14 protein-coding genes are annotated in these 14375 nt (G+C 63.5%); 2 read left to right on the top strand and 12 right to left on the bottom strand.

From position 1 onward, the window contains the following. Positions 1-18: 18 nt before the first annotated feature. Both RIN79_RS12375 and RIN79_RS12370 read right to left on the bottom strand, forming a co-directional pair. Complete coding sequence (locus RIN79_RS12375; RefSeq protein WP_309084968.1) at positions 19-987, bottom strand: AraC family transcriptional regulator; 969 nt, start codon at positions 985-987, stop codon at positions 19-21. Between the two features lie 394 nt (positions 988-1381). After that, a complete protein-coding gene (locus tag RIN79_RS12370; protein ID WP_309085023.1) occupies positions 1382-2272 on the bottom strand; it encodes an NAD(P)H-binding protein in 891 nt (296 codons plus the stop codon). A 79-nt stretch (positions 2273-2351) separates the two neighbouring features. On the opposite strand from RIN79_RS12370, the gene RIN79_RS12365 reads away from it, so the two are divergent. Then, complete coding sequence (locus RIN79_RS12365; protein ID WP_309085022.1) at positions 2352-3266, top strand: LysR family transcriptional regulator; 915 nt, start codon at positions 2352-2354, stop codon at positions 3264-3266. Between the two features lie 281 nt (positions 3267-3547). Here RIN79_RS12365 and RIN79_RS12360 read toward each other — a convergent pair whose 3' ends face one another. From RIN79_RS12360 to RIN79_RS12330, 7 genes are all read right to left on the bottom strand, one after another. Then, entirely contained in the window at positions 3548-4294 is a 747-nt protein-coding gene (locus RIN79_RS12360) for an SDR family NAD(P)-dependent oxidoreductase (protein ID WP_309084967.1), read from the bottom strand. Positions 4295-4322: 28 nt separating this feature from the next. Beyond that, complete coding sequence (gene ppaT / locus RIN79_RS12355; protein WP_309084966.1) at positions 4323-5501, bottom strand: pyridoxamine--pyruvate transaminase; 1179 nt, start codon at positions 5499-5501, stop codon at positions 4323-4325. 10 nt (positions 5502-5511) lie between these two features. Further along, positions 5512-6318: an N-acyl homoserine lactonase family protein gene (locus RIN79_RS12350; protein WP_309084965.1), complete on the bottom strand. Its 807-nt coding sequence runs from the start codon at positions 6316-6318 to the stop codon at positions 5512-5514. A gap of 21 nt (positions 6319-6339) precedes the next feature. Beyond that, positions 6340-7275, bottom strand: coding sequence for an ABC transporter permease (locus tag RIN79_RS12345; RefSeq protein ID WP_309084964.1), 936 nt, complete (start codon positions 7273-7275; stop codon positions 6340-6342). A 3-nt stretch (positions 7276-7278) separates the two neighbouring features. Further along, the gene (locus tag RIN79_RS12340) at positions 7279-8367 is read right to left on the bottom strand and encodes an ABC transporter permease (RefSeq protein WP_309084963.1); all 1089 of its coding nucleotides are present in this window, start codon (positions 8365-8367) and stop codon (positions 7279-7281) included. Then, on the bottom strand, positions 8364-9917 hold the full coding sequence (locus tag RIN79_RS12335; protein ID WP_309084962.1) for an ABC transporter ATP-binding protein: 1554 nt from the start codon (positions 9915-9917) through the stop codon (positions 8364-8366). Before RIN79_RS12335 ends, RIN79_RS12340 begins: the two co-directional genes overlap by 4 nt. 65 nt (positions 9918-9982) lie before the next feature. Further along, positions 9983-11020: a BMP family protein gene (locus RIN79_RS12330; protein ID WP_309084961.1), complete on the bottom strand. Its 1038-nt coding sequence runs from the start codon at positions 11018-11020 to the stop codon at positions 9983-9985. On the opposite strand from RIN79_RS12330, the gene RIN79_RS12325 reads away from it, so the two are divergent. Continuing rightward, the gene (locus tag RIN79_RS12325; protein WP_309084960.1) at positions 10995-11513 is read left to right on the top strand and encodes a hypothetical protein; all 519 of its coding nucleotides are present in this window, start codon (positions 10995-10997) and stop codon (positions 11511-11513) included. The two genes, RIN79_RS12330 and RIN79_RS12325, sit on opposite strands and share 26 nt — an antisense overlap. A gap of 20 nt (positions 11514-11533) precedes the next feature. Here RIN79_RS12325 and RIN79_RS12320 read toward each other — a convergent pair whose 3' ends face one another. The 3 genes from RIN79_RS12320 to RIN79_RS12310 are packed head-to-tail and all read right to left on the bottom strand — an operon-like array spanning position 11534 to position 14372. Continuing rightward, positions 11534-12538, bottom strand: coding sequence for a TRAP transporter substrate-binding protein (locus RIN79_RS12320; RefSeq protein ID WP_309084959.1), 1005 nt, complete (start codon positions 12536-12538; stop codon positions 11534-11536). Between the two features lie 14 nt (positions 12539-12552). Beyond that, positions 12553-13824, bottom strand: a complete 1272-nt coding sequence (locus RIN79_RS12315; protein WP_309084958.1) for a TRAP transporter large permease — start codon at positions 13822-13824, stop codon at positions 12553-12555. Continuing rightward, positions 13821-14372 carry a TRAP transporter small permease gene (locus tag RIN79_RS12310; RefSeq protein ID WP_309084957.1) on the bottom strand — a complete coding sequence of 184 codons (552 nt, stop codon included), beginning with the start codon at positions 14370-14372 and terminating at the stop codon, positions 13821-13823. Before RIN79_RS12310 ends, RIN79_RS12315 begins: the two co-directional genes overlap by 4 nt. Positions 14373-14375 lie beyond the last annotated feature (3 nt).

The following is a 14375-nucleotide window of genomic DNA, read 5'->3' as shown; positions in this document are numbered from 1 at the left end:
GTGTACGCGTGCGGGGTCCTATGCTCCGCCGCGGCCACCGATCGCCTGCGCCCTTACATCCGAAGGGGTCATGCCGTAGCGCCGGCGAAATGTCCGCCCGAAATAGGTCAGGTCGTTGAACCCCGCATCGAAAGCGATAGTGCTGATCGCGTGCCGCGCCAAACGATGGTCGGTTAGCATCCGGTATGCCCGCGCAAGGCGTGCGTTCAGCACAAACTCGGTAAAGCTGGTCTCCTCCGTCTCGAAGAGGGCCCGCACGTAGCGCGGCGAGATCCCGTGCCGCCGCGCGATCACCTCCAGCGACAGGCTCTCGTCGGCGAGGTTGGCAATGATGTCATCCTTGATCGCTCTGAGTCGCGCGGCGCGCAGCCCTCGTCCTGCGGCGGCTCCGATATCGCGTGCTGCTCCCAGCGCAAGCGCGGTGAGGTCGTACAGGTGAGCAGCGGCTATTGCCTCTTCGGCTGCCGAGAGAACGCCTACATCGCGCGACAAGGTCTGTGCATAGCCGGCAAGCAGCTTCAGGCCGGCCGTCGCGGGGAGACCGTTCTCCAGCAGCGGGTCCAGATCAGAGACCGCCGAGGAGAGCACATTCCGGGGGACCACCACGTTCACCGCCGACGAGAGTCGGTCGGAGGTACCAGTCCCCGGCCGGTCGTTGTCCCACAGATAGGCCTCGCCTGGACGAAGCACGACCTCGTGGCGGCCGGCCTGGGAAAAGTGCATCCGCCCGCTGTTCAGAATGATCAGCGTGAAATCGTCGTTTCCATCGGCAGCGATCCGCGAAGGTGTGCGCGTACCTTTCAGCGGAGAAAATGTGCTCGAAGCAGCCGCCGCATTCGGCAGAACCCGCACCGACATGTGGACGGTAAGTGGGCTGTCATCAACCGTGTCAATGAACATGTTGATAATTGATTCGAACGTGTCCTGAACCGAAGCGACGGCATCTTCGGCCGGGATATCGGCTGTCGAGAAATGCTGCAGGCCCATCTTGTAGCCCCTGTCTACGACTTGCTGCCTGCATAACTCGGCAGATGTGCAGGCATCTTCGGCGGGGCGCCCATGTGTGTCAATTGGTCAGAGACTTCAGTACCGTCGGGCTGAATGTCTGTCATCGCTCTCCGGAAGCTGGGAGCCGCCCGTCTGCTTTCGGTTCCAATCGAGCCGTTTTTGTGTGCTATGCGCAAAAAAGGCGGGCTTTGCCCGCCGTTTCTGTCGAGCCGGGATGGGGGAGCGCGTCCCTGTCGTCTCGCCTACTGCGACGCCTTCTGCACGCCGGCCGCTTCTGAGATGGAACGATATGCGGTTTCTGCTTCGTTCACGAGCTTGATCGTGTCTTCGGCATTTCGGTAGGATATCCGATGTTTGTTGAGGCAGCGCGGGCTCAAGCAGCCAGGTTGCCGGCATCCTTTTTCATTCTCCTCACAATTCTTTCGACCGCGTCGGCCAATGCCACGGAGCCGCGGCGTTGTTCGTTCCCTTCTTCGTGCTCGACCCTGCCGTTGGCAATGCCGTCATACATCCCGAGCAGCGCATCGGCGACTTCCGCAGGCACTCCTTCCTTTGCGAGCACCGCAGCGCGAGCCTCCGGCGGAACGAATGCCGTCTCCACAGGGCGGTCGAGCACCCAGCTGAATGCGGCCGCGACATCGTCCGCGCTCCAGTCCTGCGGACCCCGCAGTTCAATGACCCGCTTGCCGATGAAATCGTCGCTGAGCAGACGGGCAGCGGTGCGTCCGACGTCGATCGTGCTCACCATCGGGATCTTCTTCGAGGGATCGAGAAAGCTCGGAAGCACGCCATCGGCGATGACTGCCGCTGCTACCTCGCCCCAGGTCTCGACGAAATAGCCTGGCCGCAGGAAGGTGGTTGAAGGCGCAGCTCCATCGAGATGTTTCTCCAACCTTTTGAGCGTCGCGATAATGCCTGTACCCGTTTCGTGCTGGGCTCCGACGGAGGACAGGGCGACGATCTTCGGCGCCCTGGCTTGATGCACCGCCTCCGCAAGCGCTCTGCCGACCTCCTCCGCGCGTCTATAAGGATCGCCGCTCACGGGCGGAGGGGATAGCAGGAAGGCACCCGACGCGTCCTTCAACGCCGCAGCGAGGCTAGGCACATCTTCGATGCTTCCGATTGCGACGTCCGCGCCGAGCTTTCTCCACTTTTCGGCCTGCTCCGGTCGCCGTAGGACAACACGGACAGGCTTGCGCATTTCGATCAAGGCATGAGCGGTATCGCTCCCGGCTCGCCCGTTTGCTCCAAGCACTACGTACATGTCACTTCTCTCTGGTTGATACCCCAGGAGACTACGGCGCGGATTGTTATGCGTCGAATGCATGAGCTATATTGCCAGCATGCGTGAAGTGGATTTGAGAAATGCCGACCTCAACCTGCTCGTCGTGCTCAATGCGCTGCTCGACGAGAGGAGCGTGACGCGGGCTGCCACACGGCTCGGCATGAGCCAACCCGCTGCCAGCCGGGCGCTTGCGCGTCTGCGGGTTCTTTTCTCCGATGCGCTTCTGGTGGACGGAACCGGCGGATACCTGCTTACCGCGCGCGCCGAGGAGATGCGCCCCTTGCTGCGCAACACCCTGGCAGGTGTCAGCGAACTTCTGGAAGGCAGGACGTTCGATCCGATGCGGGCGAACGGACCAGTGCGCCTCTTGATGCTGGACCTTGAGGCAGCCGTCCTCGCCCCGCGGCTGATCGCCAGACTTGCGGAGCAGGCGCCGTCTGTCGATCTTCAGGTGGTGCCGCCAGGTCCGCGACCCCTCGAGGCACTTGAAGCCGACGCCGTGGATGTTCTGATCGGCGTCGTCGAAGACGCGCCCGCCGGAATCCGGAAACGCAGCCTATACCAGGACGACTTCGTAACCCTGATGCGCGCCGAACATCCTGCCGCGCGCAAGGCACTCACCTTGGAACGGTTCCTTGAACTGGATCATGTCGTCGTCAGCATCACTGGAAGTGGCCGGGCGTGGGTCGACGAAATCCTCGCTCGTTCGGGCAGGCAACGCCGGGTCAAGGTACGGGTGCCGAGCTTCTTCGCGGCAGTCGAGATCGCCGCGCGCTCGGATCTGGTTATGACGCTGCCGTCCAGCCTTGCTCGAACAGCCGCCGACATGCGGCGCTTTGTGATGGCGCCGCCGCCACTCGATTTGGGCAACGTAGTCATAAGCCTCGCTTGGCATGCGCGCCATCACGACGCCCCGAGACATATCTGGCTGCGCAAGATGATCGTTGCGGCCGTTGCAGGTCTCGGCCTGTAGTGGTCCCGCCGCCATCGCAGAGGAGGGCGCTAGAGATGCGAAGCACGACGGCCCCTCGCCGGCAGCAACTATCGGGCCGCGCGATCGAGCCCGCCACGGCAGGTCCAGCTGCTTCTCCAGAACAGGTCGCGCCTACCCGCGCACGGGGGCGCGCAATCGGCATCAGCGTCGCGTAAGCGTCAACGCCTCCGCGCGCCTGTCGCCGGACTTCCTACGGAAGCCGAGCGGCGCTTTTTGCTACGCCTCCCAGCCCGCCTGCGCGTTTGTGTCGCGACTGCGAACTAGTGGCGTACCATCCCCGCATCGACGTTTATCGTCTGGCCAGTCATCCAGCGTGCGTCGTCCGAGGCTAGGAACGACACCACGTCGGCGATGTGCTCCGGCTGTCCCCTGCCCTTCACGGCCTGCAGCATTTCCACGAACTCGAACGCCTGGTTGTGCGGGCTCGCCTTGACGCCGTCGCTCTCGATAAGACCGGGCGTCACCGCATTGGCGGTGATGCCATACTGGCCAAGTTCTGTCGCCAGCGCACGGGTGAAGCCGATGACGCCGCCCTTGGCCGCCACGTAGGCGGCCATGTTCGGCGTGCCGGCAAAGAAGGTGTTGGACGCAATCGAGATGACCCGGCCGGCCTTCTTCTTCGCCCGCATCTGGTCCGTCGCGGCGCGGGTGACGATGAAAGTGCCGGTCAGATTGACGTCGATGATCTTGCGCCAGTGGGCGAGATCCACATTGTCCCATGCCACAAAGGGTACGATAGAGGCGTTGTTAACGAGAATATCGACACCGCCCGTCCTCTCTTCGATCTCCCTGAACATCGACGCGACCGCGTCCGGCTGCGAAATATCGGCGGCTATGGCGAAAGCGCCCTTGCTGATTGCCGTGGCCGCCGCCGCCGCGCCGTCGGCGTTCACATCGCTGACGATGACGGTCGCTCCGTCTGCCGCCAGCCGCCCGGCGATCGCTTTGCCGATGCCCTGCGCTGCGCCTGTGACCAGTGCGGTGCGTCCCGAAAGTCTTCCGCTCATTCTTCCCCTCCTATGTTTCGAAATTGGTTCACGCGTCTGTATCAATCACGGCCATGGCAGCCGCCACGCCAGCGGCAGTGTCCCCACGGAAGCCCATCGTGTTTAATGCTCCGCCGAGGGCCGAAAGCGCGGCGACCGCGTAGATTGGCTGAGCGGTCGGGCCCATGTGCCCGATGCGGGTGAGTTTCCCGAGCGTCTCACCGCGACCCGACGAGAAAACGACGCCGTAACGGGCGCGCACCTCACGCCGCAGCCTCGCCTCGTCGATCCCTTCCGGCGTCCGGACCGCGGTGGTCGTCGGCGAGGCGATCGCTTCGCGCGCTGCCCAGATGCCGAGACCCATGGCCTTGATGCCCGCACGCGCGGCCTTCGCGGTCAGCGCATGCCGCGCCCAGACCGCTTCCGGTCCTTCGCCGAGATAGAGGTCGAGCGCCACGTCGAGCCCGTTCATCTCGGCGACTGATGGCGTGAACGGGAACGGCTGTGACCGCGACCAGGCATCTTCCCAATCGAGGATGGACAGCATCGAGGCACGCGGCGCGGCCGGATTCGCCTTCATCTTTGCCCACGCGCGGTCGCTGATTGCGGCCATGGTCAGACCGGGTGGTGCTCCCAGGCACTTGTTCGGACCCGTGATATAGATATCGGCCCGGCATTCCTCCGGATGAGTCTTCATTCCGCCGAAGGAAGATACAGCATCGACGATGAGGTACGCGCCGTGTGCGGCGACCACGGCACCAATCTCATCGATCGGGTTGATCGTGCCCGAAGGCGTGTCGTGGTGGCAGACGGAGACAACGGTCACTTCCGGATGCTTCGCCAGCATGTCGCGGACGGCTTGCGGATCGATCGCCTCGTTGTAGGCAGTTTCGATCTCCACCAGGTTCGGCGAATAGCGCTTGGCCCAGTAGCCGAAGCCCTTGCCGTAGACGCCGGAGGCCAGGTTGAGCACCGTATCCTCGGGCGTGATCAGCGAAGCTGCCGCTGCCTCCAGACCCAGCACCGGCTCACCGTGCAGGATGACGGGGCGGGTGGAGAGCCGCATGGCCTTCTGCGCCTTTTCGACCATCCTTTCATAGAAGAGCTGAAAGGCGGGGTCATAGTCGTAGAGAACGGTGCGGCCGAGACCGCGCAGCACGTCGGGATAGGCGTTGACCGGCCCGGAGGTCAGGGTGAAAACGGGCTCCATATTATCGGTGTAGCGCATCACCCGATCCTCAACTGTAGAACTGCGTGCCGGTGCGGTAGTTTCTGTAGTTCTCCATGTCGTGGGAGAACATCAGCTCTGCATCCTTCTCCTCCGCCAGCTTCTTGACCCTCCGCATGGATTCGACACCCGCGACCGGGTCAATATGGAAGGAGGCTTGGCACAGCGTTTCCAGGCTCTTCTGCGTGTAGGCGGCATCGATCGTGAACAGGATCGGCCGGCGGGTCTGGAACTCCACCAGCAGGCTGTAATGGCCGATCGAGTGGCCCGGCGTGAAGATCAGGTGGACACCCTTGGCGAGCTCCACATCACCCTCGATCCCCTCGAAGGTCGAGTTCTCCCGCGTGGTGCCGGGGAGGAGTTGGTGGGTTACGCCGCGCGCTTCGGCCGCCTCGGCCGAGAAGCTGAGATCGGAATAGCCGAGATGCTCGAAAGGCTGCGGGTTGCGTGCCTGCGGCACTTCCAGCTTGTGGCAGATCTTCTTGGCGTGTGGGAAGTATTTGTTGCCGCCGCAATGGTCGAAATGGAAGTGTGAGTTGAAGACCACACCCACATCCTTCGGCTCGAGCCCAATCAGCCCGAGAGCGCCGGGGATCGTCTGCTCCTTGGTCTGCATCGGCTTCTCGAAGGGAAGCACCTTCATGACATGGTCGTAATCGAAGCCGGTGTCGAAAAGGAAGCGGCCCTCCGCATGCTCCACCAGGATCGAGTAGACCGGGAAGCGCACGTCTCCAGCGGGGCCGCGGTTCCAGAAGACGTGGAACCCGTCAATCACGAGCGAGCCGCCGTCGAGCAGGTAGACTTTAGTATCGGCCATTTTCTCCTCCTGTTTTGATCTTCAGCGCGCACCGCGCTCGTAGGGAATTCCAAGGGCGGCCGGCAGGCTGGCGCGGCGCCCGAAAAGGACCAGCATTGCCATCACCACCAGGAAGGGCAGCATCTGGATGACGTCGGTCGGAATATTGATACCAGCCACCTGCGCCGCCGTCGTCATCGAAAGGCAGCCGCCGAAAATAAGCGCGCCGACGAGTACCCAGAGCGGCCGGCCGCGGGCCAGCATCGCCAGCACGATGCCGAGGAAACCGGCGCCATTGGTGATGAAGGGAATGAAGAGCCCTGCGCCGACATTGGCGAGATAAGCGCCGCCCAGACCCGCCATGCCGCCGGTAAAGAGCACAGCCACCGTGCGGGTGCGGATCACGTCGATGCCTGCCACATCGAGAGCCGCCGGCTTGTCGCCTGCCGCCTGCAGATTGAGGCCGAGCTGTGTACGCCTGTAGACCCAGATCATGATGCCAACCATCGCGACCGCGAGGTAGACGATCAGGTGATGGCGAAACAGCGCCGGCCCGAGCACCGGGATGTCTGCCAGCAGCGGGATGGGCGTGACCTCGGCAGCCGGCAGCCGCGGATAGCTGCGCGAGAACTGGAAATGGTGCAGAAGCGCTGTCAGGCCATCCAGCCCGAGGGTCAACGCTATGCCGATCACGATCTGGTTCAATCCGATACGGACGCACAGCAGCGCCATCAGGGCAGCAACCGCGATGCCGCCGGCAGCGCCGGTGAGAAAGCCAAGCCAGAAAGAGCCGGAGTAGTAGGCTCCGACGAAGCCGAGATAGGCACCCGTGATCATCATGCCTTCAATGCCGATGTTGAGCACCCCGGCTTTTTCCGACATCTGCTCGCCGAGTCCGGCCAGAAGCAGCGGAACCGCCGCCGTCACCGCGCCGAAAAGCAGAGCTGCAAGGAAGGTGTCGCTGAGGAAGCCGCCCATCGATCAGACCTTCCGTGCCTGGTTGAACCGGTGGTCGAGATATTCGGCAATCGCCAGCGTGATCAGGACAATCGCGACAAGAACCATCGTGAAATGCTGTGGAACGCCGAGCCGCCGCGCCGCGCTCTCGCCGCCGATCGACAGTACCGACAGAAGGAAGACGAAGGCGATCGCGGCCAAGCCGTTCATGCGCGCCAGGAAGACGACCGGGATCACGGCCAGGCCGTAGGCGGGATTCCAGTCAGCCCGGACATTGCCCTGGATACCGATGATGTCCACCGCACCGCCGATGCCGATCAGCCCGGCTGAAATGGCGAAAACGGCGACTGTCAGCAGCGGCACGTTCAGACCGGCATGAATCGCTGCGCGCGGATTGGCGCCAACGGTCCTCAGCTTCAAGCCGAACGCCGTCCGCGTCATCACAAAGTGGACGATGACGATGGCCGCCAGCCCGAAAACCAGGCCGCTGGTGATGGTCGTCTCAAACAGGCGCGGCAGTCGGTCGGGAACCGCCAGCGTCCGCGTTTGCGGCACAGTCGTGGCAGGGTCCAGGAAGAGGAGCTTGACGAGCACGTTCGCCAGCGAGACCCCAAGGAAGGACATCATCAGCGTTGTGATGATCTCATTGACTCCCTGGTATGCGCGCAGCAATGCCGGCACGAGCGACCAGAGCATGGCGACGGATGTTGCAATGAGGAATGCCACGAGCAGCGCAAGCCAGTGCGGCAGCGCCTGGACGAGCAGCGGCGCGCTTGCGGCTGCGGTGACAGCGCCAAGCAGGAACTGACCGTCGCCGCCAAGATTCCACATGCCCGCGCGGAAGGCGACGATGAGGCCGGCCGCGATGAAAAGCAGCGGCGCCATGCGCGTCAACGTCTGCTGGACGCCGAGCGGCGACAGGAGTCCCCGATCAAGGACAAACCCATAATAGGCGAGGGGATCGACACCCAGAACGAGGAGCACGCATCCGGCAAGCACAAGCGAGACCAGGAGAGGTCCGAGCGTGATCGCAAGCCGGCGTCTGATGTCGCGGCGGCTGGCATCTTTTCCGGAGCCGTCGAGGGTGGCAGCGCGTACGGCTTCCCCACTCATGCTGCAAGTCCGATCATGAGGCGGCCCACCCGTTCCCCCGCGCCGGCGCCGTTCGGGACGATGCCCACCAGGCGCCCCTGCGAGATGACGGCGATGCGGTGGCACATGCTGAGCAGTTCCTCCAGGTCGGTTGAGATCAGGAGCACCGCGAGGCCTTGCCCGGCGATGTCACGGATGCGCTGGCGCGTGGCCAGCGTGTTGGCGAGGTCGAGGCCATAGGTCGGCTTGTTGAAGATGACGGCTCGAGCGCCGTCGGCAAGTTCGCGGGCGATGAGCACCTTCTGGATATTGCCGCCGGAAAGCCTGCCAACCGGTGTCGAGACGGCCGGTGTGCGGACATCATAGAGCCGCGTCAGGTCCTGGGCGCGTGCTACTATTTCGCCGGAGCGCTCGATGCCGGAGCGCCAGAGCGGCGGCTCGCCTATCTGCTTGAGGAAATAGTTGACCGAGACGGGGAAGGCACCCACTGTCCCTTCGCCCAGCCTGTCGTCGGTGAGATAGCGCAGTCCCTGCCTGCGGCGCCCGCCGACGTCCAGGTCATCGAGTGGCTGTCCTGCGAGCATCACGCTGCCGCCGGTGGCAGGCCGCTGTCCGGCAAGCGCTTCGGCCAGCTGCTTCTGGCCGTTGCCATCGATGCCGGCGATGCCCAGGATCTCGCCGGACCCGACCGAGAGCGAGACCGCGTCGAGACCCTGCGCATCTGCGGTTGGCGTCACGCTGAGGTTACGCACCTCAAGCAGACCGTCGTCATTGGCGGCGCGCAGCGGAACGGAAACCGCGTCGTCACCTGCCTGCCGCCCGAACATCATGGCGACGATCTCATCGATCAACTCGGCTCGATCGCGGGTGCGCAGGTGTTCCGGCGGGATCTCGCCCACCTTGCGGCCAAGCTTGAGCACCGAGACACGGTCGCCAAAATCGGCTGCCTCGCCCAGCTTGTGCGTGATGAAGACCACGGCAAGTCCGCGTTCCACCAGGCGCCGCATGAGCGCGCCGAGTTCCGCGATACCCTGGGGCGTCAGCATGGAGGTCGCTTCGTCGAGGATCAGGAGGCGGCTTTCGCGCAGCAGCGCGCGGACGATCTCCACCTGCTGCTGTTCGCCAAGCGAGAGTTCGGACACCCGCGCGGCAAGATTGATCTCGATACCGAGCGGCCGGGAGATGTCGGCCACACGCGCGGCAAGCTCGGCAATCTTCGGCCGCTGCCACCATCGGCCGCCCAGCGCGAGGTTTTCCGCAACGGTGAGCGTCGGCACGAGCATGTTGTGCTGGAATACGGTACCGATGCCGAGCGACAAGGCATGGCTGGGCGAGCGGATCGGCATCTCCCTGCCGTCAACCAGGATGCGGCCTTCGTCCGGCTGCTGGAGACCTGACAGCATGCCGATGAGCGTCGACTTGCCGGCACCATTCTCACCAAGGAGGACGTGCACTTCGCCGGCGCGGATTTCAAGATCGATCCTGTCGTTGGCAACGATGCCGGGGAAGCGCTTCGTCACGCCGTCAAGCGTCACGATCGCCGGTCCTGAATGATCCTTGATGGGTTCCATCGTTCCGCTCCACCTGGCACCGGACGGCGGAAGGGGTCTTCGGACCCCTTCCGCGAGTCGGCCCCCTACTGGGCCGCCGCCGAGACGTCGGTCATCAGCGCGCGCACAGCGGTGGCCTCGAAAACGGGCTCCACCTTGATCTCACCGGAGATCATCTGCTCGCGAATCTTCTGGACCTCGCCCCACACATTGTCCGGGATCTGGTCGGTCTTGAGCAGTTTCACCGAGTCGTCGGCGAGGCCGATCGCGTATCGCTTGGTGCCGAAGGTATCGTCCTGCAGATCCTTGATCATGGCCGAGTAGACGGGCGTGATGTCCCAGACGACGGAGCTGAGCAGGAACCCTTTGCCCACGGACGTCTTGTCGCCGATCACGTCGATGAACAGCACCTTGCCGCCATCGGCAGCCTTGGTCGTCTCGACGGCCTGCAGCATGCCGAAGCTCGATCCGTTGCCCTGGCCGAAGATGATATCGGCGCCCGCCGCGATGACGCTTTCGGTCACGCGACGGCCACCGGCAGCGTCGCTGTAGGCGGCAGGTCCGATCACCGCGTAGGTGATCTTCACATCCGGGTTCTCGGCCTTTACGCCCTCGGCGAAGCCGGCCGACTGCGAGTTCCAGGACGGCGGCTCGCCCGACACCACAATGCCCACATGTTTGGAGCGGCTCATCTTCGCTGCGAGGCGGCCGGCCAGATAGGCACCTTCATGACCGCTCAGCGTGTAATCGGCAACGAGACCCGCCTGCAGCGCCTGCGGAGAGTCGACGATCGCCACCGGCACGTTCGTTTCTGCGGCGATTTCCGGCGCCGAGGTCGCGTAGCCGCTGGCATGGGCGATGATCAAGCTCGCCCCGTCGGCAGCGATCTCGCGCATGGCCGGGCGAACGTCACCGTAGCCAAGACCGGACGCCACGATAACCTCTATGCCGGCCGCCTCGGCGGCTGCCTTTGCCGCGTCGACGCCCTGCTGATTCCAGCCGAAGTCGGTGCCTTCCTCGGGCGTCAGGATGGCAATCGACTTCACCTCGGCCGCAACCGCGGCTCCTGCCAGGAAGGTCGCAGCCAGCGCAGCCAGCATGCTGCGTTTGATCAAACCTGTCATTTCACTTCTCCCGTTGCTTGATTATTCCCGATATGTCTTCACCAGTGTTGTTCTTTTCAGCGTGAACTGGCTCTGGGGTCCTTGCTTTATGAGATCATTCCTCCTCTGCACTTCCATATTCCTGGGCCTTGCCGTTCCGGCGGCTGGCGGAAAAACCGTCGATGCCGACAGCCTGGTTGCCATGCCCATAGATGTCCGCAATTCGGGCTCCGCACCGATCCTGTGCCAGGCCGAGATCGCGCATTGGTTCTCTCTCGATCTCGCCCGAATTCCACCGGGCGAGAATGCCAGCCTCGATCTGCGTTTCGACACGCAAAGCGGAACCTGGGCGGCCATGAACGCCCGGGGCGAGGCCCTTCCGGTCGAGCGCGCATGGTGCGGCGTCGAAGGCCACGCATATGAGACGCGCTGGGATCTCAAGCTCGGCCGATCCCGCCCGCAGCCCCAACAGCTTGACTGCCGCGCCGAAAGCGCAGGACTGAGCTGCCGCTGAGCCGAGACGGTCGACCGCGCTCACTGCTTCGCCTTTTCAACCAATTCGAGCAGCCGGTCGTACTCAGCCTTCACCTCCGGCTCCTGCGCCAACAGGTCAGCGGCAAGCTTCGCGAAGTCGGCTTCCATCTTGGCCTGCTCCTCGGGCGACAGCTTGTTCACCTTGCCGCCATTGTCGGTCCAGACCTTGTAGGTTTTCTCGACGTTCTCGACGCCCCAAGGGAAAACCTGCGTCTCGGCGGCGCGGCCGGCTTCGATGATGGCGGCCTTGACCTCGTCGGTCTGCGCCTGGAACCAATCGTCGTTGACAACGGTCACGGAGACGATCTCGGCGAAGCGCAGGTCGAGGATGTTCTTGCCGACGTCGTAGTATTTGAAGGCGGTCAGGATCGGCATGCCCACCAGCATTCCATCCAGGCCGCCGGATTCGAGCTGCGGGATGACCTCGGTCAGAGCCAGCGGTAGAGGCGTGGCGCCCACCAGTTCCATCGGCTTGATCTGCAATGGCGAGGCGAAGGTGCGGATCTTCAGCCCGCGCAGGCCGGCAAGCGTCGTCACTTCCTTCATCGTGAACACGACAGTGGGACTGTTATAGATCGCGCCGATGACGCGCAGGCCCTTGTCCAGGAACATTTCCTCCAGATGCTGGCGGTATTCCGGATTGTGAATGGCCGCTTGCACATCCTGCGGCGTCTTGAAGAGCCCAGGGACATCGAAGGCCTGGAAGCGAGGGTCGACATTGGTCATGAAGGAAGTGGGTGTCGTGAAGGCCTCGATGGTGCCGAGCAACACACCCTCCGCCAGACGGGGAATCGCACCGAGCTGGCTTGCGGGATAGATCTCAGTTTTCACCGCACCGCCGACACGCGCCTCAAGTTCCCTGGCAAATACCTTCTGCCATTCATGCTGGACGTCATTGATCGTTGCCGATGCGAGCTTCATTGTCGACTGCGCATGCGCGGCTGCGAATGGCGCCAGCACGAGTGCGGTGGTCAGCGCCGCGGCTTTGAGAAATCTGGAAAGCATCGGGTTCCCCTTTTCTAGAGTTGCGAACCAAGCGTGAGCGACAACGCCGGGACGTAGGTGATGATGAGCAGCGCCAGCACGAGCACCAGGACAAAGGGCGCTACGCCGCGGTAGAGCGAGTGAGCCGGAAGGCCCGTGACGGACTGCGCCACGAAGATGTTCAGGCCGAAGGGTGGTGTGAACATGCCGATGGCCAGGTTTACCGTCATGACGATGCCGAAGTGTATCGGATCGATCCCGAGCGAAATCGCAATCGGAACCAGCAGCGGCGCGAAGACAAGGATGGCGGAGGTCGGGTCGAGGAAGCAGCCGATCACCAGCAGGACGACGTTAACGGCAAGCAGGAAGGTCAGCGCGTCGAGCTGCATTGCATTGATGCCCGCGGTGATCGCCTGAGGCACGCCTTGCGTCGTCAACATCCAGGTAATGACGCTGGCGGCCGCCACGATGATCAGGATCTGGCCCGAGAGGATCGCCGCATTGCCGGCCGCTTTGATGACCTGGAGAACTGTCATCGTCCGGTAAACAAACAGCGCTATCAGAATCGCGTAGACGCAGGCGAACCCGCCCGCCTCCGTCGGAGAGAACATGCCGAAATAGATGCCGCCAAGCACGAAAATCGGCATCAGCAGCGCCCAGAACGCCTCTTTTGTCGCTCGCAAGGCGAGGCTGGGTTCGAAGCGGCCTTCGCTCGGGATGCCGCGCCGCACCGCAACGAGGACCACGAACCCTGCCATCATCGCGGCCATCAAAACGCCGGGAAGCACCCCGGCCATGAAGAGCCTCGGAATGGATTGCTCCGCCGCCAAGCCGTAGAGGATCATGGCGATGCTGGGCGGAATGACGATGTCGATCGCTCCGGCAGAAGCAAGCAGCCCGCCAGCCCGCTCCTTGCCGTAGCCCGAGGCCACCAGCTTCGGGTAAAGCGTCTTGCCGAGTGCTGCGACCGCTGCCACGCTCGATCCGCTGATCGCACCGATCGCGGTCGAGGCGCCGACGGTGGCGACCCCCAGGCTGCCCGGCACGCGGCCGACCATTGCCATCGTCCAGTTGATCAATCGATGCGCGATGCCGCTTGTGCTCATCAATTCGCCGGCGAACACGAAGAAGGGAATTGCCAGCAGCGCGTAATTGTCGAGGCCGCCAAAGAGGACCTGCTGCAGGGTTACGGGCGGCAGAGGCGTGACGAACATCATCGTCACCGCGGCCGCCGTCAGGAACACGATGAAAACCGGCGTTCCAACTGCGAGGAGAAGCAGCGGGAGGAGGGCGAGGGACGCAATCACTGCTCCGCCTCCGCATCCGGCGCATTGCGGATCAGCGCCATAAGATCGCGCGCCAGCATTAGGGCTCCCACCGCAGTGAGCCCTGCAAAGCCAATCAGCAGCGCCGCGTGCGGGACGGTCATCGGCAGACCGAGCCCCATGCTCGTGACACCCAGTTTCGCGATTCGGCCGATGAAGAGCCAGGACGCGTAGGTCGCGTATCCGCAGGCGAGGATCGCCGCGCCATCATGGATGACGTGAAGCAGGTGGCGCACCCGCCCCTTGGTGTACAAAGGCAGCAGGTTGACGTTGATGTGGGACCGCAGGATCAACGAGAGGATGGCGGCAATCATGACTGCCCAGATCACCACGTAGACCATCAGCTCGTCGGCCCCTACTGGCGAGATGCCGAACAGGTAGCGGCTGACGGCATTCACCACGTTGACGCCAACAACGAACAGCAGGGTCAGGCCGAGCAAAGTGTGCAGCGAGTTCATCGCCCACCCGGTCAAACGCGACGGGGCAGTTTCCCGTGCTGTCTGCTTCAGAGGCTCGCCTTCGATCGCCATGGC

The sequence above is a fragment of the Chelativorans sp. genome, assembly GCF_031180965.1.
Taxonomy (GTDB): domain Bacteria; phylum Pseudomonadota; class Alphaproteobacteria; order Rhizobiales; family Rhizobiaceae; genus Chelativorans.
This window is presented reverse-complemented; position numbering and strand designations above follow the sequence as displayed.